Below are 22530 nucleotides of genomic sequence, written 5' to 3' on the forward strand. Positions count from 1 at the left end.
ATGCAGATGAATTCTGAGTTTCTCCGGAACACGCTCGCCAGGTGTGTGCTCCCGCTCGCGCTCGGCGCAATATTTTTATCCCTACCGGTCGCCATGCCCGCCGCGCAGGCCGACGCCGACTACGGCGGCGGCTGCGTGCTCTACTCCGGCAATCGCGCCGCCACCGTCGACTCACTACGCTTCCGCTGCTCGAATGCCCAGCAGGACAGCATCTTCCGCGATGCCCCGCGCGGTGCGGTGCCCATGGGCGTCAAGGACGGGTGGGTGGCGCGGGGCGATGTGAAGCCCATCGCCCCGGCACTGTGGATCGGCAAGACCTTCTACACCGGGCCGGACGGCGGGTACCTGCTGAACCGGTTGACGCCGGCCGGTATCGAGGCGATACAGGCCAACGTCTATCCCGGGGCGGCGGTGCTGGACGGCGGCCCGACCTGGGCCATCGACTACGCGCCGTCACCGGTCCCGCAGGTCTACGACGAGATCCGCGAGGTCACGCCCGGCGTCTGGTTCGGGTACTCCTGGTGGCGGGAAGGCGGGGGCATCTCCCAGACCCTGATGTTCATCCTCGCCTGATCAGACCAACCGGCCGCCACCGTCCACGTGGAGGGTGGCGCCGGTGAGGAACGGGTTGGTCAGGGCCAAGAGTGCGGCCGCGGAGACATCGGCGGTGCTGCCGACCCGGCGGGCGGGGTTGCGGGCCGCGACGCCTTCGAAGAACGCGGCCTTGCCCGGGCCGTCCCACGCCCCGGAATCGATGATGCCGGGGGACAGCGCGTTCACGCGCAATGGCGCCAGTTCCACCGCCAGGGCTTCGGCCAGGGTCGCGGCGGCGGCATTGGTGGCGGCCATGACCGAGCGGCCCGGGGCGGGACGCCAGGCGGCGACGCCGGAGAACAGCAGGATCGAGCCGCCGGGCCGGAAGTGCGGGGCGAAATGCTTGGCGAGCAGGATGGGGCCGATCACCTTGGCGTCGAAGGCGCGATGGACGGCGTCGCGATCGAGTTCGGTGACCGGGCCGTTGGCGTGATCGGCGGCCAGCGAGACGAGGTGATCGAGTTGGCCGACGCGCTCGGCCAGGGCGCGGAGGGAATCCTCGTCGGTCAGGTCGACCTCCGGGCGGCCGACCGAAATTACCTGTGCCCCTGATTCTTTCGCGTCCTGCTCGATCTGCTGCGCGATGCCGGAGCCCGCGCCGATGATCAGGACCTTCGTGTTCTGCAAAGTTGTCATGACTCGCTCAGCGTTCCCGGCCGCTCGTCTCATCCCATCGCGATGCGAATGTTTTCGATGGAATCCATAGAATCAGCGAATGCCTACCTTGCGCGCGCTGGAATGCCTGGTCGCCGTCCTGGACGCCGGTTCGATCACCGAAGCCGCGGCGGCGCTGCACCTCTCACAGCCCGCGCTGTCGCATCAATTGGCGGCGCTCGAGAAGGAGATCGGCGCGCCCGTGGTGGAACGCCTGCCGCGCGGCGTACGCGCCACCCCGGTCGGCCGGGCGATCGAAGCCGATGCCCGCGCCGCGCTGGCCGCCGCCGATCGCGTCGTCGGCACCGGCAAAGCCACCGCCCGGGGCGCTGGAGGTCAACTGCGCGTGGCCTGTGCGGAGAGCTTGACGGCCGGTCTGCTCGCCCCTGTTCTGCGCACTTGGATCCGCCGAAATCCACTGGTGCGCTTGCATATCGCCGAAGCGACCAGTGCCGACGAATTGGCAGCGCTGGTGGAATCGAATGACGCGGACGTGGCGATCTGCCCGCGCCCCACACGCTGGACCGGGGCGGAGGAGCTCATCGGAACCGAAGAAATCGTCGCCGTATTCGCTCCCGGACACCCACTCGCCGACCGCCCCCGGCTCACAGTCGCCGACCTGACCGGCGAACCGCTCGTCCACTACCACCCCGGCAACGGCCTCGCCGCCTGGCTCGACACCGAATTGGCCCGCGGCGGCCACACCCCGAGAATCGCCATGCGCACCCGCCAGGCCGTCACCGCCGCCCAGCTCGCCGCGGCGGGCGTCGCCCCCGCCCTGGTCCCGGCCACCGCCATCCCCAGCGGGCTGTCAGCCGCCCTGTCCCGTCTCACCCCGCCCCTCGAACGAGACCTGGTGTGCCTGCTCGGCAATCCGAGCGACCCCCTGGTGCGCCGATTCACGGCCGATATCGCCAAACGCGGCGTGCCTGTACCCGCCTCGATCACCGCGAAGCTCGACAGATAACCGGCCCACAGATCCGCCTGCCCAGCATCCTGACGAAGACGGGCGCGCTCGGCATCCCGGAGTGGACGCACCCCCTTCGTCCTCCCGGAGCGGCCGCACATCGTTGGTCGTCCCGGAGCGGCCGCACGAAGGAGGAGGCGGGGTTTCGGCAGGGAGATTGCCCGGTGTCCGGATCCCCGGTAGCTACCTACGCGGCGGAGCGGGCGACCTTGCGGGCCGTCGTGATCATGGGCACCTGGAGCGGCAGGCGGAGGAGGGCGCCGGCCTTGAGGGGCAGCGGGCGGTCGCTGGCCAGCCAGTCCCGGGCCATCTGGACATTGCCGGGGAAAACCGCGATGAGCAGCAGGACCGCCAGGCGCGCGCCCAGGCGGCGGGTGCGCGGCACCGCTACCAGCGCGCCGATGCCGAGCTCGGCGACGCCCGAGACGTAGGTGTAGGTGCGGGGTTCGCCGGGGAGCTCCGGCGGGATCAGGGCGTCGTAGAACTTCGGCGCGGCGAAATGCGTCGCGCCCGCGCCGAGTAGGGCGGCGGCGAGCAGGAAGGCGCGGCCGCGGCCGGACGGAGTAGCGGTGGTCGTCATGGTCGCAGCTTATGCCGACCGGTCCCGTTGTGGGATTTCCTCAGGCCGCGCCTAACCCTCGTTGGACCGGTGCGGTCGTTGATAGACGTGGACCTCGTTGCCTGCGAAAGGGATTCGATGACCACCGAAATTGAACGCGCTCCCGCCTGGGCGCCGACCGGGCGGACGGTCGCGGCCGTGTGTGCGGTCGGGATCCTGGTGGTGGGGCAGCTGTATGTGGTGCTGCCGGTATTGAATCGGCTGGCCGGGGACTGGGATACCTCCAAATCGGCGGCCACCTGGACGACCACGGCGTTCGGGCTGGCGTACGGGGCCGGGTTCCTGGTGACCGGTCCGCTCTCGGATCGATGGGGGCGGCGGCCGGTGATCGTGGGCGGGTTGCTGGCCACCGTGGTCAGTTCGCTGATCGTCGCGGTCGCGCCGGGATTGGGGACCGGGCTGGCGGCGCGCGTATTGCAGGGGCTCACCGCGTCGTTCTTCGCGCCCGCGGCGTTCGCGTATCTGAGCGAGCGCATCGCACCCGAACGGCGGGTGTTCGCGTTGACCTGCTTGACCAGTTCATTCCTCGGGGCGGGGGTGGTGGCGCAGGTGCTGGCGCAGCTGATCGGCAATGCGCTGGGGTGGCATGCCATCTTCGTCTCGGGCGCGATCGCGTTCGGGTTGTCGGCGGCGCTGCTGCGAATCGTGTTGCAGGACGGGCGTTCCGGCGCTGCGGGACCGGCGCCGACGGTCCGGGCGGTCTTCGCGCCGTTCGGGCACTTGCTGCGGCAGCCGAAACTGGTGCTGCTCTATCTGAGCTGCCTGGCGGTGCTGGGGTCGTTCGTCGGCATCTACACCGGCATTCAGCTGTCGCCGCCGGACGGCGTCGGATCGGGCAACGGTGCGCTGCTGGCCCTGCGCGCCAGCGCGATTCCCGCCATGATCGCCGTGCCCGTCCTGGCGAGCCGATTGGGGACCATCGATCCGAATCGCCGGGTGATCGTCGCCCTGGCGACCGCCGGGGTCGCGGCCGGTATCACCGCCGTACCCCTCGGCGGTATCTGGGTCGCGGCATGGTTGTTCGTACTCGTCACCGCCATCGCCGTCGCGGCCCCGGCGGCCGTACAGGCCATCGCCGCACAGGCCGGACCGGCCCGGGGCGCGGCCACCGCGCTCTACACCTTCGCCCTGTTCGTCGGCGCGAGCGCGGGCCCGCAATTGGCGAATCTCTTCGCCCACTCCGGATATCCGGCCATCGCGGCGGCCATCGCCGTGCTCGCGCTGACCGGTTCCGCGCTCGCCTACGCCTCCACCATCCGCCCACGCTGAACCCCGGGCGGCGAGTTTTCTCCACCCTGGTTTGAACTGTTGCTCGTAAACAACTGTCCCGCATAACTTTTCGATCACGGTCATGAGTTCCAGCGTCAAGCCCCGGCTGGCTGGGCGGCAACCCTCCACGACGGCGGGGTGCTCCGGGTGACGACCGGATGGCGGCGAACGCGTCGCCATAAGCGTCATTCTCGCGGAGGAATCAATGTCTGTAGCCCAACTCTCTTCGGCGTACCCGGCGGCGGAAACCACGGTGATCAGCGAGCTCGTACTGGTCGCCGATCGATTCCGGGGCATTGCCGAAGACGACCGGGCCTTCACCGTCTCCGGGCTGGTCGCCGCCTTGCGCGGCGGCCGGCTGCGGGAATCCGAGCAGCCGGTCACGGTGCGGCTCGGGCAGGGCGTGACCCGGCACGATCTCGACTATGTCGAGCATGTGGCGGCCATTCACGCCCCGGCGGGATTGCGGGTGCTGGGTGAGGTGCCCGAACCGGCGCCGCGGCACCAGGTGCACAAGTATCAGAACTCGAATGTGCTGCTGGCCAACCTGATCCGGGAATCGGCGACCGAGTTCTCGGCGGATCTGCGGATCCACGGGGACAACGAACTGCTGCTGGATCATCAGACCGGCGAGCACGTGCAGGGCATCGTGATCGTGGAAGCCGTACGGCAGCTGTTCCTCGGCGCGTTCGAATTGGAATACGGGCGGCGCTGGCCGGAGCAGCACTTCTACATCGTCTGGAACAGCATCGAATTGGAGTTCAAGTCGTTCCTGTTCCCGCTGCCCGCCAGCGTGCACGCGGTGCTCACCCCGGTGTCCATCGAGGATCCGGCCAAGCTGGAATTCGCCATCGAGGTGGAGGTGCGGCAGGCCGGGCAGGTGGTGGCGACCACGCGAATCTCCTACGCCGCCTTGCCGAACGAGCGCATCTCGCAGATCGAACGGCACAAGGCCGCCAAGGCGATCGCGGCGTACCTGGGCGTCGCGGCATGAGCGGGGCCGCGTTCTTCGACGTCGACGAGACGTTGATCACGGTCAAGAGCATGTTCGCGTTCCTGCGGTTCTGGCTGGCCGAAAACGGCGACGACGGAACGGAATACGCGCGGGCGACCGGGGAGATCAAGGAGCGGGCGGCCGGCGGGCTGGCGCGCGAGGAGGTCAACCGGCTGTACTACCGGAATTTCCGCGGGGTGCGGGCCGAGGACCTGACCGCTTCCGGGCAGCGCTGGTTCGAGCAGTTCGTGGCCGGTGGCGCCGCCTACTATTCCGATGCCGTGGAAGCGCTCGAAGCGCACCGTGATTCGGGCGACCGGGTGGTGTTCCTGTCCGGTTCGTTCGCCGCCGCGATCGCGCCCGTCGCGGCGGTGCTGGGGGCCGACCAGGTCATCGCCACCACCCCGGTGACCGATGAGAACGGCGTGCTGACCGGTGAGGTGTGGCGGCCCATGATCGGGGCCGCCAAGGCGAGCGCCGTCACCGAGTTCCTGCGCGAGCACGATATCGCGTTCGAGAACACCTACGGCTACGGCGATCACGCCAGCGACCTGCCGTTCCTGGAGGTCGTCGCGCAGCGGGCCTTCCGGGGCGACGACCCGGTGCTGCTGGCGCGCGCGGCCGCCGAGGGCTGGACCCATTTGAGCGATCGGGTCGCCGCCACACCCGGCGCACCCGGCCGCATCCTGACCGAGAAAGAGGCTGTCTCCGTATGGTGAACCAGCGCTATGACCTGACCCCGACCACCCAGGGGCCGCTCTATCCGCCGAGCGAAGCCGTCGACGCGGAGGGGAATTTCATCGTCGCCGGCTTCCTCAACGAGGCCGGGCCGGACGGGACGGTGACGCGGCGCTGGGGCAATGCCCTCGTCGCCGCGGACACCCCGCTGCCCAAGTTCGGGGAGAACCTGCCGTACACGGTGGTGCGTGAGCTGGGCGCGGAATTGTCGGAGGCGGATGCGGCCATCGAGCTGTACACGCTCCCATTGCCGTTGCCCGCCAACAACTATCCGATCGTGTTCGCCCCCGATCAGGCGCCGGACGCGCATTCGGTGGAGCGGCCCAGCTACCCGTTCCACGCCACCCCGATCCCCGATCTGCGTCCCGAGGACGGGCGCAAACTCACCACCCCGGTCACTCTCGGCGACTGGCTGAAGGCCCGCGGCACCCTCGAGGTGAGCGTCGCCGACGATGCCCGCACCGCCGAATTCCGTTTCGAATTCACCGATCTCATCCCCGATTCCCTGTACACGGTCATGTCCCTGCGCGCCAAGGATCTCGACCCCGATGCCCCCACCCGGCCCGGCCCGCTCGGCGTCCCGAACGTGTTCGTCACCGACGAATCCGGTCGCGCCGCCTACCGCGCCGTGCTGCCCAACCCGTTCCCGGATCCCGCTCTGCCGGGCGCGAATCGGATCATCAGCGTGGTCGTGCTCTGGCAGAGCTACCAGCAGAACTACGGCGGCGCCATCGGCCATCACGGCCTCGGCGGCGACATCCACGCCCAGCTGAAGATCCCGACCCCGGCCTTCGCGGAATTCACCACCCACGACTGACCACCGGAAAGCACCGCTGTGGCCGTCCCGTCGGGCCTACCATCTACCGCATGTCGGACCCACGGGACGGCTCCACCATGATCGAAGGCCGAGTCGTGCACTCTGTCTCGAACGCCCTGCGCATCACCTTCCGCAGCGGCCCCGGCGACCCCCTCGCCGTCGGCGTCCAGGGCGCGGGCGACGGTTTCACCGCCAAACTCGGCATCCTGTTCGGCTTCAAGAACGGCGGCACCGGCCGTCACCGCATCACCTACGCCGACGGCTCCAGCATCTGGGTCCACTCCAAGGACGGCGCCCCCACCGTCCTCACCCGCGCCGACGGCACCGCCATCGGCACCATCCAGCGCGCCGACACCTCCACCGCGGTCGCCTCCACCGCGGGGACCCTCTTCCATTTCGTCCCCCTCCCCGATACCGCCCCCGCCCCCGACCGCTACCGCCTGCGCATCCTCGACCGCATGGGCGAGGAAGCGGGCCGCCTCGACGTGATCCGCACCCCCGACGGCTGGACCCCGGGCCACCTGGCGAACGACCTGGCGGACACCTATATCTGGTGGGACCGCGCCGGCCAGCCCCTCCCCACCCCCATTCTCGGCACCCGCCTGGTCACCCGCCGTCCCCTCGATCCCGATGAACGCGACATCTTGCTGGGCGTCTGCGCGGATATCGCTCTCGGCCTGCGCCCCTACATCGCCACCATGAAGCACTGACCCGCTTGCGTTATCGCGGCGATCGGGCGCGAATGTAGGTGACCGTGCCGAGGTGGCCCTGGCGGACGTGGGTGATCTCGTCACAGATCAGGCCGGCGTCCTCGAGCAGGCGGGGGAGCCGGTCGGCGTGCACGTCGGCGATGTGGAGGCCGCCGCCGGGGCGGAGGATGCGGCGCATCTCATAGGCTGCGGCGGCTTGGGTTTCGAGGTCCAGGTGGTGGAGCATCAGGGCGGTCAGCACCTGATCGAAAGCGGCGTCGGGGTAGGGGAGGTCCTGGGCGTAGGCGCGGTCGAAGCGAATGCCGTTGGCGGGGTGGGCTTTCCGGTGGGCACGGGCCAGGGCCAGCGCGTCGGGATCGCAGCCGGTCAGGTCGGCGTCGGGGTGGGCGTTCTTGGCCAGGAGGGTGAGATTGCCGGTGCCGCAGCCGATATCGAGAATCCGCTGGCCGGGAGAGATGGCGGCGCCGGCGATCACTTCGGCGTGGACGGCGGGTGCGCCCAAGATGCGGGTGAGCAGGTCGTAGGTGGGGAGGAGGAAGTCGAAGCCGGCGGCGGGGATGTAGTCGTGGCGGTTGCCTAGGCGGCGGCTCAGCGTTTGAGGATCAAGTTTGGGCATGTATTCATGGTGATCGGGCCGGTGCCTGCGTAGTTGGGGGATCGTTCGCGGTTCTTGGACTATCTTTGGTCGGATGGAGCACGCGGCGCGATTGGTGCGGCACGAGCGCGGGGTGCCGGTGTACGAGTATCGGACCGCGTTCGGGACGCCGCCGGTGTCCGTGCTGCATATCGCCGGGCACGAGCGGGAAGGTGGCGACCGGCCGCACATTCATGCGTTCCCGGTGCTGATGTATGTCCCCGACCCAGGTGCCGTCTACCTGGTCGCACCGGGACAGTCCGTCGAATCGCCTGCCCTGCACGGGATTCGGCACGGGCTCGGCGTGTACTTCGATCCCGCCGCGCTCGGTTCCGACACCCGATCCCCGTGGCCCGCCTGGCGCAGCCACCCGTTGCTGTTCCCCTTCGTGCACGGCAGCGCCGACGGTCTGCTGCGCCTGGAAGTGCCCGGCTCCCGCCGCCGGTTCTGGTCCGCCACCGTCGAATCCATCGAATCCGAGCTCGCCCACCGTGCCGACGGCTACCAGCAGGCCGCCCTCGCCCACCTGACCCTGCTGCTCATCGAGGTGGCCCGGCTGGCCGCCGACGTGGTCGGCGACCTGCGCCGCAGCGGAGAACCCTTGCTGGCCAAGGTCTTCGAGGTGATCGACGAGAAATACGCCACCCCGCTCTCGCTGCGCGACGTAGCGGCGGCGGTCGGCCTCACCCCGGGCCATCTCACCACGGTCGTCCGCCGCCGCACCGGCCGCACCGTGCAGGACTGGATCACCGAACGCCGGATGGCCGAAGCCCGCCGCCTGCTCGCCGACACCGACCTGCCGATCGCCGAGGTCGCCCATCGCACTGGCTTCCCCGACGCCGGCTACTTCACCCGAATGTTCCGCCGCCACAACGGTATTCCGCCCCGCCGGTGGCGCACCGGCGACGCCTGAGACGCCCCGGCGGTCAGTCGGCGACCTTGATCACCAGCTTGCCCAGATTCTTGCCGGTCAGCAGACCGCGGAACGCTTCGGGGGCATTGTCGAGACCGTCGACGACATCCTCGAGATACGCGATGCGCCCCTCGGCCATCCAGCCGCTGACATCCGGATAGAACTCGCCGAACTGGTCCAGGAACTCGGTCTGGATGAAACCGCGCAGCTGCAGGCTCTTGCGCAGGATCAGCGACATGAGCAGCGGCATCCGGTCGGGGCCGGGCGGGAGTTCGGTGTCGTTGTACTGGGCGACCAAGCCGCACACCGGGATTCGGGCGAACTTGTTGAGCCGGGGGAGTACGGCGTCGAGGACCGCGCCGCCCACGTTCTCGAAATAGACGTCGATACCGTCGGGGGTGGCGGCGGCCAGCTGTTCGGCGAAATCCGGCGCCCGGTGATCGAGGGCGGCGTCGAAGCCGAACCGATCGCGCAGCAGCGCCACCTTCTCCGGCCCGCCCGCGATGCCCACCGCCCGCGCGCCCTTGATCTTGGCGATCTGGCCCACGGTGGCGCCGACCGGACCGGTCGCCGCCGCGACCACCACCGTCTCACCCGGTTGCGGGCGGCCGATGGTGAGCAGCCCGGAATACGCGGTGAACCCGGGCATGCCGAGCACGCCGAGGGCCGTGGTGAGCGGCGCGACCGCGGGATCCAGCTTGCGCAGATAGCCGGTGTGCTCCACCGAATGCGTCTGCCAGCCTCCGTAACCGAGCACGAAGTCACCGGGTTCCAGCGCCGGATCGGTGGATTCGAGGACCCGCGACACCGTCGCGCCGCACATGGTGTCGTCCACCTCCACGGGCGGGGCGTAGGACGGCGCATCGCTCATGCGCCCGCGCATATACGGATCGAGGGACAGATAGACCGTCTGGAGCAGGGCCTCACCGGGATTCGGCGGCGGCAGTTCCACCGTCTCGGTACGGAAGTTCTCCGGCTCGGGCATACCGGTCGGCCGGGAGGCCAGCACGATGCGGGTGCTCTTCATCGGTGATGAAACCTTTCGGTGGGCGACGAGGACATTGTGGACCGCCATCGGCGCCGGCCGGGCGGAACCGCGCGCGTGTCCCACTCAGCGGCAACCGGTGACTTCCGGCCAAGGCGGGCGTTCGGGTGGCGGGAAAGCGGTGGCAGGGCGACAATTTCGGCGTCGGCAGCGGGAACCGGCGCGGGTTGTCATGCCGGATCGACGACGGGTCGTGGGGTGCGATGCTGGAACGGGTGCGGGCGCGGCGCGGCGCGGGCGGGGTCGCCGGGGTGCTGCGGGATATCGGGTACGTGAGCCTGGGCAAGTACGGGCAGTATCTGGTGACCGCGGTGACGGTGCCGTTGACGGCGCGGGTGCTCGGGGTCGGCGGGGTCGGGTTGCTGGCCATCGGGATGTCGGCGTATTTCATCGGATCGCTGCTGGTCGATCTGGGCATCAATGCCTTCCTGGCCGCCCTGCTCGAGGAAGAGGGCCTGGACGAACTGCGCGGCAGCTATCTGGTGGTGCGCGCCGTCATCCTCGGCGCGCTCGCGGTTGCGCTCGGCGCTGGGTGGTCTTTCCAAGCGGGCGAACACGTGTGGATGATCCTGCTCGGCATGTTCGTCGGCGGCTTCCTGTCCATGTCGGAGGACTGGCTGCTGATCGGCCAGGGCCGTTTCGCCGCCTCCATGTCGTATCAGATCGCCGGCCGGGTGGCCTATCTCGGCCTGCTGGTCGGTCTGCTCGCCCATTTCCCGAGCGCGAGCACCGTACTGCTGTGCCTGTTGCTGTCCTCGGCGCTGACGGTCGGCCTGACCTGGTGGGATGCGCTGCGCCACTTCGGCAATCCCGGCCGCCCGGCCCGGGTCCGGCTCGTCCTGCGCAAGGGCGCCCCGGTGCTGGCCTCCCGCCTGCTGGTCACCAGCTACGGCCAGGGCACCGCCACCGTCTACTCCTCGGTCCTGAACGCGGCCTCGCTCGGATTGTATTCGGCGGGAGACAAATTGGTTCGTGCCGTGCAATCGCTCCTGGACCCGATCGGCCTGGCGCTGCTGCCGCGCATGGCCCACGAACGCGCCAACGCCCGGTTCTGGCGGCACGAGATCATCGCGCTGGCCGCCTGCGTCACGGTCGCCGGTATCGCGGTGGCCGGCATCTGGGTGGCCGCCCCGTTCGCGGTGCAGCTCATCTACGACGACGATTTCCGCGGCGTGGTCCCGTTGCTGCGGGTGGAGGTGTTCATCCTGTTCGCCACCGCCACCACGTCTTTCGTCACCACCGCGATCCTCCCGGTACGCCAGGACACGGTCGGCATCATGATCGGCGGGATCATCGGCACCGCGGTGGCGGCCGGCGCGCTCGGGCTGACCCTGCGCACCCATTCGGTGTGGACCCTGGTCTGGGGCGCGGTGGCGGCCGAATTCACCGTCGCCGCCTGGTATCTCGCCCGCACCGCGCATTTGGCGGCCCGCGAACGCGCGCACCGCCAGGCGGTACCGGTCGGCTGAACTACCGCAGCGCGCTACCGGCGATCCACTGCTCCCACGGCACGCTCCAGTCGCCGTTCTGCCACACCTCGAGGGGCGCACCGCCGGTATTGCGGATCTCCACCACGTCCCCCGGCACCGCGAAATCGAAGAACCAGCTGGCGTTCTCGGTGCTCAGGTTCAGGCACCCGTGCGACACGTCGGTGCTGCCCTGCGCCCAGATGGTGGAATCCAGTGCGTGCAAATAGATTCCGTCGGTGCTGATCCGGGTGGCCCAGCCGATGGCCTCCTTGTACCCCAGCCGCGAATTGACCGGCAGCCCGTAGGTGGAGGAGTCCATGATCACCGGATTGGCCTTGTCCATCACCGTGTACACCCCGGGCTGGGTCCAGAAGGTGATGGTCTTCCCGGCGACGGTGGTGCTGCCGCCCATCCCCATCGACGTGGGCATGGTGCGCACCAGATTCCCGTTCTCGAACACCTCGATCTGATGGGTGTTGTCATCGGCGATGGCCACGTGCGAGTCGCCGATGACGAACGAGGTCCGGGAGTCCTCCTGCCCGTACAACCCCGGCCCGACGGCCGCGCCGAATATATTGGCCGCCACCGTGACTCGCGTCCCGGGCTTGTAGTACTCGCGTGGCCGCCAGTGCGCGTTGCGATTGTCCATCCAGTACCACGCGCCCTCCACCTTCGGTTCGGTGGTGACCACCAGGCGTTTCTCGGCCGCGGCCCGGTCCGGGATGTCCTCGTCGAAATGCGCCGCGACGACCGTACCGACCCCGTAGGTCCCGCCGTCCGCGAGTGCCGCGCCGCCGGTGGTGTTCAGGTACACCTTGGTCTGATTGAACGGCGTGAGCGTGCTGAAACTGCTGGTCACCGGCCCGGTGGCGCCGGTCATGCCGAGGCCTTCGGCGGTGACGGTATAGGTGTGGCCGTAGCCGAGCGGGATATTCGGCTGCCATCCGGTCTTGTCCGGGGTGAGGCTGCCGTCGATGACCCGGCCGTCTTCATTGGTCATGGTGACGGCGCTGAGGATGCCGCTGCTGGTCTTCACCGTGACGGGTGCGGCCGGATCGACGTCCGCGGCGCCCTGGGCCGGGCTCACGGTGATGACGGGCGCGGCGGGCGTGGACTTGCCGGGCTCGCCGCCGGTGGTGGGGGAGGAGGAGCAGGCGGCCAGGACGACGATGAGCACCGCGAGCAGACTCGTCGCGGCGGCTGATCGAAAACGGCGGGGTGGCATAGGCTTTCCCTCCTGTTCACCGTGCGCCGCGCTGCTGCACACCATCGTGTTACTGCCCAGGTTAGTAGGTTACCGCCATTTTCGTTCGAAACGTGGTTGCGCCGTTTCGCTTTGCTATCTACTATCTACGAACGTAGATAGTAGATTGATACTTGCGCCGGTCGACCACCCCGGCGCGGGCGTCATCCACCTCATCGGATGACGAGCTCAGGGAAACTGGGGCGTGCCTCCCCCTCATCGGCACGCCCCAGTGTGGGTTCCTTCGGAGTCGATCAGCGCACGCGCAGCAGGTCTCCGTACAGCACGCCGCGCACGGTCTTGGCGGCCACCACGGTGAACGCGGCGAGCAGCAGGGCGTACAGCGCCACCGCGATCACGGCGAACAGATCGGCCCCGGTGTGCAGGTAGAGCGCGCTGCTGCCGGTGACGCAGGTGCCGAGCGGGAAGGTGAAGCCCCACCAGGTCATATTGAAGGGCATCCCGCGCCGGAAGTGCCAGGTCACCGCGATCGCCAGGGCCAGCCACAGCATGGCGAAACCCCAGGTGGGAATGCCGAACAGCACCGAGAACACCTCGAATCCGGCGGCATAGCGATCGGGCACCGCGCCGGGGGCCACATTGGCCAGCGCGCCGGCGGCGGTCACCGACTGGCCGAGCGGGCCGAGCACCAGCCACACGGTGGCGACCATGCCCATGGGCAGCGGATCGTGGTGCAGCAGCCGCGACCACAGGATGGTGACCAGCACGAAGGCGGCGATCAAGCTCAGGCCGAACATGGCCAGGCACGCGACCAGCATGGTGAGCCGGGGCTGACCGGCGGGGATATGGGGAATCAACAGGGCGCCCAGGGCGGCCGACACCATCGGGGGCACCACGGGCATGAGCCAGCCGCCGAACGCGGCGTCCTGGTCGAAGCTGTGCCGGGTGAACATGCGGTAGGGAATCGCGGCGGCGGTGAGCAGGCCGAGCACGGTGCCGGTGGACCACAGCACCCAGTCCACGGCCACCGCCGCCCGCATGCCGATCACGTCCGAACCCAGCAGCAGCGCACCCGCGCCGATGGTCATCAGGGCCATCGGGGGAGCGCCGTAGAACTGCATCATGACCGGATTCATGCCGTGGGCGCGGGCCTCGTCGGGATAGCGCCGCCAGTGCAGCGCCCAGGCGACGGCCAGCACGGTCAGCAATGCGGCGGCCAGCGCCCAGACCAGGGTGGCGGCCCCGCGCATGCCGGGCAATCGCAGGGGCAGGGTGGCGGCCGCATTGGCCACGATCCCGGTGCCCATGACCACGGCGAACCAGTTCGGCGCCAGCTTGGCGAGGCTGTTCGAACCGGCGGCGGCGCCTCGGGGTGCGCGGTGCAGCGCCGCCGACGTCCCGCTGACCGATCGGGTGGAATCGGAGTGATTGCGGAAGGTCACAGTGGTCATGAATTCAGCATCGCGACCTCACCGCGCCCCCGGTAGCCACTGTGAGCCGATGGGTACATAGAGCCGTTCTATGGCCGGAGCGCCGGGCCGGGACGCCTCAGGAGAGCCGCCGCGCGGGCAGCCGCACCACCGCCGCCGACCGCGCCTGCCGGGCGATGGCCAGATCGGTCGGCTGCCCGTGCCGGGCGTCGAAGCGCTCGAACACCGCCGCCAGCTCCGGCGCCCAGTGCGCGACCTCCTCCCGGATCGCCCCCTCGGTCTCGAGCTGGCACAGCACCGCCAGCCCGGTGAGGAACGCCCGCGAGAACGGCGTGACGTAGGCGGGCAATCCCACCTGCCGGTGCACGTTCGACAGCCGCGGCTCCAGCACGTACCGCACCCGTCCGCGCAGCCACTCGGTGGTGAGCCGGAAATGCGGCTGCGCCAGCGGTTCACACGCGATGGCCAGGCCCTCGGCCAGCGCTTCGACATCGTAGGCGCGCCCCGGCGCCACGATCCCGTGCCGGCGCACGGCCGCGTCCAGCGCCGGAATGCCGCCGTTCAGCGCGGCATCCAGGAAATCGACCATGAGCTCCTCGAACCCGGCTTCCGGCCAGGTCACGCACGCCCCGAAGTCCACGATGCCGAGCCGCCCGTCCGGCAGGATCCGGAAATTGCCCGGATGCGGATCGCAGTAGAGCAGTTCGGTGCGCTCCCAGGTGGACACGATGAACCGCAGGATCAGCATGCCGACCCGGCTGCGCTCCGCCGGCGCGCCGGCTTCGATGATGCGGGAAACCGGTGTGCCCGTGAGCCATTCGCTGACGATCACGTCCTCGCGCTGCAGGATCACCGCGGGCACCACGAAGTCCGGATCGCCAGCGTACGCGCCCGCGAACACCTGCTGATGCCGGGCCTCGGCCGCGTAGTCGAGCTCCCCGGCCACGCACTTGCACAGCGCCTCGGTGACCGCGGGCACATCGGTGCCGGGTGCGAACACGCTGGCCAGCACCGAGATTCGGCGCAATTGCCGCAGATCGTCGAGCACCGCGGTGCGCCCGCCGGGATACATCACCTTCACCGCCACCGACCGGCCGTCGTGCCAGGTGGCGCGATGCACCTGCCCGATGGAGGCGGCCGCGGCGCGCCGGTCGTCGAAATCGAGGAAATAGCGCCGCCAGTCCGGTCCCAGCGCCGCCGCCATGGCCGTGTGCACCGCGGCGGGCAGCATGATCGGCGCGGAATCCTGCAACTGGGTCAGGGCGGTCCGGTACGGCTGCGCGAGATCGCCGGGCAGCGCGAGTTCGTAGAGCGAGAGGATCTGCCCGAGCTTGGTGGCGCAGCCCTTGAGTTCGCCGAGCACCTCGAAAATATGCTGGGCCGTGCGCATCTGGATCTCGAGGTCGATCTCGGCGGGGGAGCGCCCGAGTGCGCGTTTGCCGACGCCCGCGGCCTGCCGCCCGGCATAGGCGATGGGCAGTCCGGCCAGTTTGGCATTGCGGGCGACCCGGCCCACGGGTGGTGCACCCCCGGTTCCCCCGGTGCGAACGCCGGTCCACCGCTTCGACATTGTTCACCTCATCGTCGAGTGCGCCACGTGCAGTTTGGCATACCAGAGCTTAAACTGTCTGGGACGTATCCGATAGTTGTCGAAAGGTGACGGGATGGGTGCCCAGACGGTCGTCGCCGATGTGGCGGACGAGCTCGCTCGCCGCGTCGTGACCGGAGAGTACGCGCCGGGTGACCTGATGCCCTCCGTCCGGCAGGTGGCCGAGGAATTCGACATGAACCGGGCCACCGCCCAATTGGTGCTGGGGCGGCTGGAGTCCTACGGCTTCGTGGACGCGCACCGCGGCCGCGGATTCACCGTGCGCGATGTGCACCATGCCGGGGGCGTGGACGTGTATCGCCGCCTGTTCCGGCTCGCCGGGCCGGAGGCGGCCGCGGAGATGTTCGGCAATATCGTTGCGGCGGAACGGGCCATCGTGCTCGAGGCGCTGCTCGACTACACCGATGCCGGTCCGGCCGCCGAGCTGGACGCGGTGCGGGCCGCCATCGGCGAACTGGAAAACCTGGCGCGCGCGGATGCCCCCGAGTACGCGCGGCTGCTGGCAGTCGAGCTGGAGCTGGTGCGCACGCTGCTGGGCGCGCTCGGGCACACCATGCAGCGGGCGGTGCTGAACTCGGTGGGGGACATGCTGTTCGAGGTGCCGGCGGCGGTGGAGGCGTATTTCGCGGCCTCGCCGGATCTGCACGTGCTGGTCTGGCAGGCGCTGCTGGCGGTGTGGGAATCGGAGGCCGGACCCTCCCAAGCGCAGTTGTCGCTGTTCGAGGACCTGTTCGGGCTCTACCACGAGAAGGTGGTGGCGCGGTTCGGCGAATTGGCCGGCCTCGGGCGGGGCGCGTCCGGCCGCCGGGCGGCGACCGCCTGATCGATTGCCTCACAACCGGATTGACCAACTGTCTGGGACAATCTAGGTTCAGGGTGTGCCCGCTCGGGCACCCGGAACGAAGCGAGGCACACCATGGCGGGGAAGAGGCGTACGGGTCTGGCGCGATCGGCGAAACTGGCCGCGTTGCCGATGGGCATCATGGCCCGGCGCGTGACCGCCACCGGCAAGGCCATTCTCACCGGCGCCGAGCGGGGCGCGGTCGACGAGGCGCTGATCGACAAGGCCGCCGAGGAAGTCTTCCGGGTGCTGGGCGAACTCAAGGGCGGCGCCATGAAACTCGGCCAGGCGCTCAGCGTCGCCGAGGCCGCCGTGCCGCCCCGGTTCGCCGACCGCTACCGGGACGCCCTGGCCCGCCTGCAGAATCAGGCCCCGCCCATGCCCACCCACCAGGCCCACCGGGTCCTCGACGAGCAGCTCGGCACCCGCTGGCGGGACCGGTTCGAGAGTTTCGAGGACCGGCCGGTCGCCGCCGCCAGCATCGGCCAGGTGCACCGGGCGGTCTGGAAGGACGGCCGGGTGGTCGCGGTGAAGATCCAGTACCCGGGCGCGGACGCGGCGCTCATGTCGGATCTCAAACTGCTGCAGATGCTGTCGAGCACCTTCGGCGTCTTCCTGCCCGGGGTGAACGTGAAGGCGCTGATCGAGGAGTTCGTCGAGCGCACCGCCGATGAACTCGACTACCGCATCGAGGCCGGGCATCAACGCCGCTTCGCCGCCGCCTTCGCCGATGATCCGCGCTTCTTCGTGCCGAAGGTCGTCGCCAGCGCGCCCAAGGTGATGGTCACCGAATGGATGGACGCCACCCCGCTGGCGCGTGTCATCGCCGAGGGCACGGCCGCCCAGCGGAACCGCGCCGGTGCGCTGCTGGCCGAATTCGCGCTCAGCTCACCGCGACTGGCGGGGCTCATGCACTGCGATCCGCATCCCGGCAACTTCCAGCTGCTCGCGGACGGCCGGCTCGGCGTCATCGACTTCGGGGCGTGCATCGCACTGCCCGACGGCCTGCCGCCGGTGGTCGGCGAACTGGCCCGCTACGCGGTCGAGGAGGACTACGACGCGCTGCTGGGATGCCTGCGCGCCAACGGTTTCGTGCGCCCCGGCCACGAACTGGACCTGGATCCGATCGTGAACCTGGTCGCCCCGGTGATCGCGGAGTTCGACGGCGATCGCCTGCACCTGAGCCGAAGGCTGTTGCAGGACAATATGGCTCGCGCCATGGACGTGCGGAACATGTCCGTCAACAACACTTTCGCCGTCCGGGTCCCGCCCGAACTGCCCGATCTGGTGATGCTGGGCCGGGTGCTGGGTGGGATCGTCGGGGTGGCGGCGCAATTGGACGCCGAGATCGAGATTCTGGGCCTGGCGCGCTGCTGGCTGCCGGGCTACCTCGAGGAAGGGGAAGCGGCCTGAGTCAACCGCCCACCATCATGCTCGCCGCGACCAGCGCGCCGATGATGGCCAGCGCCATCATGGCCAGGATCAACAGGTTCTTGCCGGTGGGCGGTTCGGCGGGGGCGGGTGGGCGATCGGCCATCTGGCGTCATCTCCTCAGCGGTATCGGTGGTGGCGGCGGGTCGTCGTATTCCGGTGGTTCCCAATAGGTTTGCAGACCCGGTCGTTGCGGCATGCGTTCGGCCGCCTCCCGCGCGACGCCGATGACGGCCGGGTGGTCGATCACGAACCGCACTACTTTCTCGACTTCCGGCCCGGTGGTCAACCGCATGAATGTGCGGCTGGTGCGCGGGAAGGCCCGTGTCAGGCGGTGGACCAGCCACGATTCGAATCGCAAGGCCAGCAAAGCCCGATTGCGCGCCACCGCGTCGAGGATCCGGCGCGCCGCCTTGTCCGGGTGCATGCCGAACAGGGTCATGGCCTTGACCACGATCTTGCGGGTGATGGCCACCTGTTCGGCGCTGAGCGAGGCCAGGGTGGCGGTGGCGGCCAGATTGGTGGCGATCAGCCCCGGGCAGATCACGGTGACGCCGATGCCCTCGGAAGCCATTTCGGCGCGCAGGGTTTCGCTGAAATGCTTCACCCCGGCGGAGGTGAAGCTGTAGGGGACGCCGAGCCGGACGGGCGAGAAGGCCGCGATGGAGGAGACATTGACCAGTTGCCCGCCGCGCCCGCGTTCGACCATCTGCGCGCCGAACAGACGGCAGCCGTGCACCACCGCCATCAGGTTCACGTCCACGATGCGGCGCAGATCGCCGGCGCGAATATCGAACAGCGGTCCGCCGACCACGATTCCGGCATTGTTGACCACGATGTCCGGTACGCCGTGCGCGGTGCGCACATAGTCCGCGAAGGCTTCCAGGGACGGCAGATCGCCGACGTCCAGGGCGTACGGGTGGGCGTTGCCGCCCGCGGCGCGGATCACCGCCACGGTGTCCTGCGCGGTGGCGAAATTGATGTCGGCGACGATCACCTCGGCGCCGCGCGCGGCGAGTTCCCTGGCCAGTCCGCGGCCGATGCCGCTGCCCGCGCCGGTGACCACGGCGAGCTCCGGATGGAAGGGTTTCATCCCTCGTCCGCTCCTCCCTCTGGAGAGTCAGAGTGTACACTGTCTGGGACAGTAAACACCAATTACAGACTACCGCGTCGCAGCCGCGGATTCAGGGAGACCTCATGGCAGGCTTCGAGAACGAGGTCGTCGTCATCACCGGAGCGGGCGGCGGGATCGGCAGGGCGGTGGCGCAACGGTTCGCGCGCAAACGGGCGATCGTCGTCGCGGCCGATATCGACAAGCGGCGGGCGCAGCAGACCGTCGAGAGCATCGAGGAGTTCGGCGGGGACGCAACGCCTTTCGCGGTGGATGTGGCCGACTCGGTGGCGATGGAGAGCTTCGCCGAGGACGTGCACGCCGAATTCGGCACGCCGCGGGTACTGGTCAACAATGCCGGATACACCACGGCCGGGCCGTTTCTCGAGCACACCACCGAGGACTGGGAGCGGTTGCTGGGGGTGAACGTGTGGGGGCTGGTGCACGGCTCCACGTATTTCGGGCGGCAGATGGTGGATTCGGGGCGCGGCGGGCGGATCATCAATGTCACCTCGGTGGCCGCGTTCACCCCGATTCCGCTCAGCACGCCCTACTGCACCACCAAGGCCGCGGCCCAGATGCTCACGGAGGGACTGCGATTGGAGTTCGCGGGCACCGGGGTGGGCGTGACGGCGGTGTGCCCGTCGCTGGTGTCCACCGGCATCTACGACGACGGCGACGTGGATGCGGAGGAGGCCGCGGCGGCCGCGCGCACGCTGAGCGTGGCCGCGCTGGCCGAGCGGTTCGTGGCGCACAATCCGGACAGCATCGCGCGCACCATCGTCCGGGTGGCGGCGCGCAATCCCGCGGTGGTGCCCACGCCGATCGAGGCGCGGGCCTGGTATCTGGCCTCGCGGGTTTCGCCCGGCGGGACGCGGCTGGCGGCGCGGGTGCTGAAACCGCACCGGCTGACCGGATTCCGGGAGAAGGTGACGCGGCAGGCCGTGCTCACCCGTATCGACGACTATCTGGCCCGCAAGCTGGAGCGGCTCGAAGGCAGGTGAGATGTTCCGTGGCGGCGGGGGATCCACGGAACTCCTCGCTCGCGGGTGGGCGCGGCTCAGTAGCGCCCGAACAGCACGGCGGCATTGTGGCCGCCGAAGCCGAAGGAATTGTTGAGCGCGAATTCGATATCGCCGTAGCGGGGTTTGTCGTGCACCACGTCGAGATCGACCTCGGGGTCCAGGTTTTCCAGATTGAGCGTCGGCGGAATCACCTGATCGCGCAGGGAGAGCACGGAGATGATGGCCTCCAGCGCGCCGACCGCGCCCACCGAATGGCCCAGCGCGCCCTTGGGCGCGTACACCGACGGATGATTGCCGACGGCCGCGGCAATGCCCTTGGCCTCGGCCAGATCTCCGATGGAGGTGCCGGTGGCGTGCGCGTTGACGTGATCGACCTCGGCGGGGCCGACGCCCGCGGTCTGGATCGCCCGGCGCATGGCCCGGGCGCAGCCCAGACCCTCGGGATCGGGTGCGACCATGTGGTATCCGTCGGCGGTCAGGCCCGCGCCCAGCAGCCGGGCGATGGGTGTCGCGCCGCGCGCCAGGGCGTGGTCCTCGGCCTCGATCAGCAGCAGCGCCGCGGCCTCGCCGAACACGAATCCGTCGCGGTCCTTGTCGAACGGCCGGGAGGCGCGTTCGGGTTCGTCGGCGCGGGTGCTGAGCGCGCGGGCCATGGAGAACCCGGCGATGGCGACCGGATTGATGTAGCCCTCCACGCCGCCGGCCACCACCATATCGGCCTCGCCGAGAATGATGGAGCGCCAGGCGTGCACCAGCGCCTCGTTGCCGGAGGCGCACGCGGACACCGGGGTGACCAGGCTCGCCCGCGCGCCGATATCCAGGCCGACCACGCCGGACACGCCGTTGGGCATGCTCATCGGCACCGCGAACGGCGACACCTTGCGGTAGCCGTGATCGCGCATGGCGTCATTGGCGTCGACGATGCTGTCCGCCCCGCCCAGCCCGGTGCCGATGCACACGCCCAGCCGGTCCTTGTCGACCTCGGGCGCACCCGCGGTCTCCCACAGGCGTTTTCCCATGACATATGCCATTTGCTGGACATAACACATGCGCCGTTTCTTGACCCGGTCCACTTCCAGGGTCGGATCGGCGACGAGTTTGCCGCCGATGGTGACGGGCAGGCCCAGTCGCGTGATTTCCGGGTCGGTCAGGGTTTTGATGCCGCTGGCTCCGGAAAGCAGTCCCTGCCAGGTCCCTTCGGTGTCCGGTGCGATCGACGTGGTCATTTCCACGGCCGTCACCACCACATTGCGGAATCCGCCTGCGCGGGTGGAGAAGCTTTCGAGCGTATGCACTTTTTCGTCCTTTTCGACCAATTGGCAAGCACTGGTGAGAAATTGGGAGCGCCTGCGAGGCTAACCCGAAAGTGCCGACAGGTCAGGACGACACTCAGATACGCGCGGCCAATCCGCGCAGTGCGAAGCCCGCGAACGGGCGCACGAAAGGGGCGGCCCACCGCAGCGGCAGGAAGGCTCCGAAGCGCGGGCGGCCGGCAATGGTCCAGGTCAGCTTGGTGCCGCCCGCGGTTTCGGTGAGCCGGTAGTCCTCGGTGAAGCTGCGCACCAGCAGTGGAATCGAGATCTTGGTGCCGGTCACGGTGAGCCGGGAATGTTGCGCCAGCACGATGACTCGTTCCTCGGCGGCGACAAGTAGACCGTCCAGGGTGCGCAGGGCGCCTTCCCGGCGGTAGTCGTCGCGATAGCGCACGCCGTTGATCAGCGGAATCCAGGAGAAAGTGCCATTGAGCTGCAAGGCATCCCACACCTTGGGCGGCGGGTGGGGGAATTCGCGTTCGGCGGTGACGACGAAGGTGGCGCCGCGCGTGCGGAATTCGTCGTAATTTCCGGCGGTGAGCGGCCGCAATTCGAAACCGCGACCGGCCAGTACGTCTTTTGTCCATTTGCGTCCGATGAGCGCGGCGATACCGGCGCCTATCGCGCCCAGCACCGCGGCGATCGCCGCGATGGTGAGGATCGTGGAGAGCATGCTGCGATATCCGTTCAGAATTCGGCCGGGGCGCCGCGGGTTTTGCGAATGAAGGTGCGGGCCGTGACGCCCGCGTAGGCGGCGCCCGCCACGGTGGCGCGCACCGTGCGCATCTTGTAGAGCTGCCACAGCGCGAACAGCGCGGCCAGTCCGGCCGGAATCAGCATGCCGCCGGCGGTGATCAGCAGGGCGGCCCAATGCGGCAGGCGCATATCGAGGACGTCGACCAGGAAGGAGAAGAAGTAGGCGAGCCCGTAGGCGGCCGCGATCACCGCGAACAGCAGGGCCGCCGCCGCGACCGCGCCGCGGACGAACTCCTTGAACAGGAAGCGTGCCGCCTTCTCGACTTTCGGCCCGAGCCAGGCCAGCAACAGTGCGCCGAGGTAGCGCAGCAGCCGTTCGAATGTGCCCGGCCGGAGTTCGACCGTTGTGCTGTAACCGGATTGGTAGCTCGCCACCCGCGGCCCCCT

Annotated in this window: 24 protein-coding genes and 1 riboswitch; of the genes, 12 read left to right on the forward strand and 12 right to left on the reverse strand. The window is 69.2% G+C overall.

Features of this window, described 5'->3' with window-relative positions:
* Positions 1-93: 93 nt before the first annotated feature.
* Positions 94-573: a hypothetical protein gene (locus LTV02_RS03120; RefSeq protein WP_233038082.1), complete on the forward strand. Its 480-nt coding sequence runs from the start codon at positions 94-96 to the stop codon at positions 571-573.
* On the opposite strand, the gene LTV02_RS03125 is transcribed toward LTV02_RS03120, so the two are convergent.
* Entirely contained in the window at positions 574-1230 is a 657-nt protein-coding gene (locus tag LTV02_RS03125; RefSeq protein WP_233038091.1) for an SDR family oxidoreductase, read from the reverse strand.
* 79 nt (positions 1231-1309) lie between these two features.
* On the opposite strand from LTV02_RS03125, the gene LTV02_RS03130 reads away from it, so the two are divergent.
* The gene (locus LTV02_RS03130; protein WP_067706761.1) at positions 1310-2215 is read left to right on the forward strand and encodes a LysR family transcriptional regulator; all 906 of its coding nucleotides are present in this window, start codon (positions 1310-1312) and stop codon (positions 2213-2215) included.
* 187 nt (positions 2216-2402) lie between these two features.
* Here the strand turns inward: LTV02_RS03130 and LTV02_RS03135 are convergent, their stop codons facing one another.
* A complete protein-coding gene (locus LTV02_RS03135) occupies positions 2403-2795 on the reverse strand; it encodes a DoxX family protein (RefSeq protein ID WP_233038093.1) in 393 nt (130 codons plus the stop codon).
* A 117-nt stretch (positions 2796-2912) separates the two neighbouring features.
* On the opposite strand from LTV02_RS03135, the gene LTV02_RS03140 reads away from it, so the two are divergent.
* The 5 genes from LTV02_RS03140 to LTV02_RS03160 all read left to right on the forward strand — a co-directional run bounded on the left by LTV02_RS03140 (position 2913) and on the right by LTV02_RS03160 (position 7362).
* Positions 2913-4103, forward strand: a complete 1191-nt coding sequence (locus LTV02_RS03140) for an MFS transporter (protein ID WP_233038095.1) — start codon at positions 2913-2915, stop codon at positions 4101-4103.
* Between the two features lie 78 nt (positions 4104-4181).
* Positions 4182-4294: riboswitch (SAM riboswitch) on the forward strand.
* Positions 4295-4308: 14 nt separating this feature from the next.
* Positions 4309-5097 carry an AfsA-related hotdog domain-containing protein gene (locus LTV02_RS03145; protein ID WP_233038104.1) on the forward strand — a complete coding sequence of 263 codons (789 nt, stop codon included), beginning with the start codon at positions 4309-4311 and terminating at the stop codon, positions 5095-5097.
* Positions 5094-5816 (forward strand): HAD family hydrolase, encoded by a 723-nt coding sequence (locus LTV02_RS03150; protein WP_233038106.1) that lies wholly within the window; start codon positions 5094-5096, stop codon positions 5814-5816. The genes LTV02_RS03145 and LTV02_RS03150 overlap by 4 nt, the downstream gene beginning before the upstream one ends.
* Entirely contained in the window at positions 5810-6652 is an 843-nt protein-coding gene (locus LTV02_RS03155) for a hypothetical protein (protein WP_233038108.1), read from the forward strand. Before LTV02_RS03150 ends, LTV02_RS03155 begins: the two co-directional genes overlap by 7 nt.
* A 50-nt stretch (positions 6653-6702) precedes the next feature.
* Complete coding sequence (locus LTV02_RS03160; protein WP_233038110.1) at positions 6703-7362, forward strand: hypothetical protein; 660 nt, start codon at positions 6703-6705, stop codon at positions 7360-7362.
* 10 nt (positions 7363-7372) lie between these two features.
* Here LTV02_RS03160 and LTV02_RS03165 read toward each other — a convergent pair whose 3' ends face one another.
* Positions 7373-7978: a class I SAM-dependent methyltransferase gene (locus LTV02_RS03165; protein ID WP_233038112.1), complete on the reverse strand. Its 606-nt coding sequence runs from the start codon at positions 7976-7978 to the stop codon at positions 7373-7375.
* A 73-nt stretch (positions 7979-8051) separates the two neighbouring features.
* On the opposite strand from LTV02_RS03165, the gene LTV02_RS03170 reads away from it, so the two are divergent.
* The gene (locus LTV02_RS03170; RefSeq protein ID WP_233038114.1) at positions 8052-8909 is read left to right on the forward strand and encodes a helix-turn-helix transcriptional regulator; all 858 of its coding nucleotides are present in this window, start codon (positions 8052-8054) and stop codon (positions 8907-8909) included.
* Between the two features lie 13 nt (positions 8910-8922).
* On the opposite strand, the gene LTV02_RS03175 is transcribed toward LTV02_RS03170, so the two are convergent.
* Positions 8923-9936, reverse strand: coding sequence for an NADP-dependent oxidoreductase (locus tag LTV02_RS03175; protein WP_233038116.1), 1014 nt, complete (start codon positions 9934-9936; stop codon positions 8923-8925).
* 221 nt (positions 9937-10157) lie between these two features.
* Here LTV02_RS03175 and LTV02_RS03180 point away from each other — a divergent pair, with 221 nt between their 5' ends.
* Positions 10158-11423, forward strand: a complete 1266-nt coding sequence (locus tag LTV02_RS03180) for a lipopolysaccharide biosynthesis protein (RefSeq protein WP_233041457.1) — start codon at positions 10158-10160, stop codon at positions 11421-11423.
* A 1-nt stretch (position 11424) separates the two neighbouring features.
* Here LTV02_RS03180 and LTV02_RS03185 read toward each other — a convergent pair whose 3' ends face one another.
* The 3 genes from LTV02_RS03185 to LTV02_RS03195 all read right to left on the reverse strand — a co-directional run bounded on the left by LTV02_RS03185 (position 11425) and on the right by LTV02_RS03195 (position 15573).
* Positions 11425-12648 (reverse strand): L,D-transpeptidase, encoded by a 1224-nt coding sequence (locus tag LTV02_RS03185; RefSeq protein WP_233038118.1) that lies wholly within the window; start codon positions 12646-12648, stop codon positions 11425-11427.
* Positions 12649-12920: 272 nt separating this feature from the next.
* Positions 12921-14078, reverse strand: coding sequence for a TDT family transporter (locus LTV02_RS03190; RefSeq protein WP_233038120.1), 1158 nt, complete (start codon positions 14076-14078; stop codon positions 12921-12923).
* A 97-nt stretch (positions 14079-14175) separates the two neighbouring features.
* Positions 14176-15573: an ABC1 kinase family protein gene (locus LTV02_RS03195; protein ID WP_233038122.1), complete on the reverse strand. Its 1398-nt coding sequence runs from the start codon at positions 15571-15573 to the stop codon at positions 14176-14178.
* A 148-nt stretch (positions 15574-15721) separates the two neighbouring features.
* Between LTV02_RS03195 and LTV02_RS03200 the strand changes: the two genes are divergently transcribed.
* Positions 15722-16489 (forward strand): GntR family transcriptional regulator, encoded by a 768-nt coding sequence (locus tag LTV02_RS03200; RefSeq protein WP_233038132.1) that lies wholly within the window; start codon positions 15722-15724, stop codon positions 16487-16489.
* A 93-nt stretch (positions 16490-16582) separates the two neighbouring features.
* Complete coding sequence (locus LTV02_RS03205; protein WP_233038134.1) at positions 16583-17920, forward strand: ABC1 kinase family protein; 1338 nt, start codon at positions 16583-16585, stop codon at positions 17918-17920.
* Between the two features lies 1 nt (position 17921).
* Here the strand turns inward: LTV02_RS03205 and LTV02_RS39175 are convergent, their stop codons facing one another.
* Together LTV02_RS39175 and LTV02_RS03210 are read right to left on the reverse strand one after the other, a co-directional pair.
* On the reverse strand, positions 17922-18044 hold the full coding sequence (locus tag LTV02_RS39175) for a hypothetical protein (protein WP_267888388.1): 123 nt from the start codon (positions 18042-18044) through the stop codon (positions 17922-17924).
* Positions 18045-18050: 6 nt separating this feature from the next.
* Entirely contained in the window at positions 18051-19031 is a 981-nt protein-coding gene (locus LTV02_RS03210; protein ID WP_233038136.1) for an SDR family NAD(P)-dependent oxidoreductase, read from the reverse strand.
* A gap of 104 nt (positions 19032-19135) precedes the next feature.
* On the opposite strand from LTV02_RS03210, the gene LTV02_RS03215 reads away from it, so the two are divergent.
* Positions 19136-20053, forward strand: a complete 918-nt coding sequence (locus tag LTV02_RS03215; RefSeq protein ID WP_233038144.1) for an SDR family NAD(P)-dependent oxidoreductase — start codon at positions 19136-19138, stop codon at positions 20051-20053.
* A 56-nt stretch (positions 20054-20109) separates the two neighbouring features.
* Here LTV02_RS03215 and LTV02_RS03220 read toward each other — a convergent pair whose 3' ends face one another.
* The 3 genes from LTV02_RS03220 to LTV02_RS03230 all read right to left on the reverse strand — a co-directional run bounded on the left by LTV02_RS03220 (position 20110) and on the right by LTV02_RS03230 (position 22518).
* Entirely contained in the window at positions 20110-21300 is a 1191-nt protein-coding gene (locus LTV02_RS03220) for a KasA/KasB family beta-ketoacyl-ACP synthase (RefSeq protein ID WP_233041459.1), read from the reverse strand.
* Positions 21301-21463: 163 nt separating this feature from the next.
* Entirely contained in the window at positions 21464-22060 is a 597-nt protein-coding gene (locus LTV02_RS03225; protein WP_233038146.1) for an SRPBCC family protein, read from the reverse strand.
* Between the two features lie 14 nt (positions 22061-22074).
* A complete protein-coding gene (locus LTV02_RS03230) occupies positions 22075-22518 on the reverse strand; it encodes a hypothetical protein (RefSeq protein WP_233038148.1) in 444 nt (147 codons plus the stop codon).
* Between the last annotated feature and the right edge of the window lie 12 nt (positions 22519-22530).

It is taken from the genome of Nocardia yamanashiensis (genome assembly GCF_021183565.1).
Classification (GTDB): domain Bacteria; phylum Actinomycetota; class Actinomycetes; order Mycobacteriales; family Mycobacteriaceae; genus Nocardia; species Nocardia yamanashiensis.

What these genes read in the sequence shown, in the direction of transcription:
- LTV02_RS03120 (WP_233038082.1), top strand. Translation starts at nt 94, where the DNA reads ATGCCCGCCGCGCAGGCCGACGCCGACTACGGCGGCGGCTGCGTGCTC.
- LTV02_RS03125 (WP_233038091.1), bottom strand. Translation starts at nt 1,230, where the DNA reads ATGACAACTTTGCAGAACACGAAGGTCCTGATCATCGGCGCGGGCTCC.
- LTV02_RS03130 (WP_067706761.1), top strand. Translation starts at nt 1,310, where the DNA reads ATGCCTACCTTGCGCGCGCTGGAATGCCTGGTCGCCGTCCTGGACGCC.
- LTV02_RS03135 (WP_233038093.1), bottom strand. Translation starts at nt 2,795, where the DNA reads ATGACGACCACCGCTACTCCGTCCGGCCGCGGCCGCGCCTTCCTGCTC.
- LTV02_RS03140 (WP_233038095.1), top strand. Translation starts at nt 2,913, where the DNA reads ATGACCACCGAAATTGAACGCGCTCCCGCCTGGGCGCCGACCGGGCGG.
- LTV02_RS03145 (WP_233038104.1), top strand. Translation starts at nt 4,309, where the DNA reads ATGTCTGTAGCCCAACTCTCTTCGGCGTACCCGGCGGCGGAAACCACG.
- LTV02_RS03150 (WP_233038106.1), top strand. Translation starts at nt 5,094, where the DNA reads ATGAGCGGGGCCGCGTTCTTCGACGTCGACGAGACGTTGATCACGGTC.
- LTV02_RS03155 (WP_233038108.1), top strand. Translation starts at nt 5,810, where the DNA reads ATGGTGAACCAGCGCTATGACCTGACCCCGACCACCCAGGGGCCGCTC.
- LTV02_RS03160 (WP_233038110.1), top strand. Translation starts at nt 6,703, where the DNA reads ATGTCGGACCCACGGGACGGCTCCACCATGATCGAAGGCCGAGTCGTG.
- LTV02_RS03165 (WP_233038112.1), bottom strand. Translation starts at nt 7,978, where the DNA reads ATGCCCAAACTTGATCCTCAAACGCTGAGCCGCCGCCTAGGCAACCGC.
- LTV02_RS03170 (WP_233038114.1), top strand. Translation starts at nt 8,052, where the DNA reads ATGGAGCACGCGGCGCGATTGGTGCGGCACGAGCGCGGGGTGCCGGTG.
- LTV02_RS03175 (WP_233038116.1), bottom strand. Translation starts at nt 9,936, where the DNA reads ATGAAGAGCACCCGCATCGTGCTGGCCTCCCGGCCGACCGGTATGCCC.
- LTV02_RS03180 (WP_233041457.1), top strand. Translation starts at nt 10,158, where the DNA reads ATGCTGGAACGGGTGCGGGCGCGGCGCGGCGCGGGCGGGGTCGCCGGG.
- LTV02_RS03185 (WP_233038118.1), bottom strand. Translation starts at nt 12,648, where the DNA reads ATGCCACCCCGCCGTTTTCGATCAGCCGCCGCGACGAGTCTGCTCGCG.
- LTV02_RS03190 (WP_233038120.1), bottom strand. Translation starts at nt 14,078, where the DNA reads ATGACCACTGTGACCTTCCGCAATCACTCCGATTCCACCCGATCGGTC.
- LTV02_RS03200 (WP_233038132.1), top strand. Translation starts at nt 15,722, where the DNA reads ATGGGTGCCCAGACGGTCGTCGCCGATGTGGCGGACGAGCTCGCTCGC.
- LTV02_RS03205 (WP_233038134.1), top strand. Translation starts at nt 16,583, where the DNA reads ATGGCGGGGAAGAGGCGTACGGGTCTGGCGCGATCGGCGAAACTGGCC.
- LTV02_RS39175 (WP_267888388.1), bottom strand. Translation starts at nt 18,044, where the DNA reads ATGGCCGATCGCCCACCCGCCCCCGCCGAACCGCCCACCGGCAAGAAC.
- LTV02_RS03210 (WP_233038136.1), bottom strand. Translation starts at nt 19,031, where the DNA reads ATGAAACCCTTCCATCCGGAGCTCGCCGTGGTCACCGGCGCGGGCAGC.
- LTV02_RS03215 (WP_233038144.1), top strand. Translation starts at nt 19,136, where the DNA reads ATGGCAGGCTTCGAGAACGAGGTCGTCGTCATCACCGGAGCGGGCGGC.
- LTV02_RS03220 (WP_233041459.1), bottom strand. Translation starts at nt 21,300, where the DNA reads ATGACCACGTCGATCGCACCGGACACCGAAGGGACCTGGCAGGGACTG.
- LTV02_RS03225 (WP_233038146.1), bottom strand. Translation starts at nt 22,060, where the DNA reads ATGCTCTCCACGATCCTCACCATCGCGGCGATCGCCGCGGTGCTGGGC.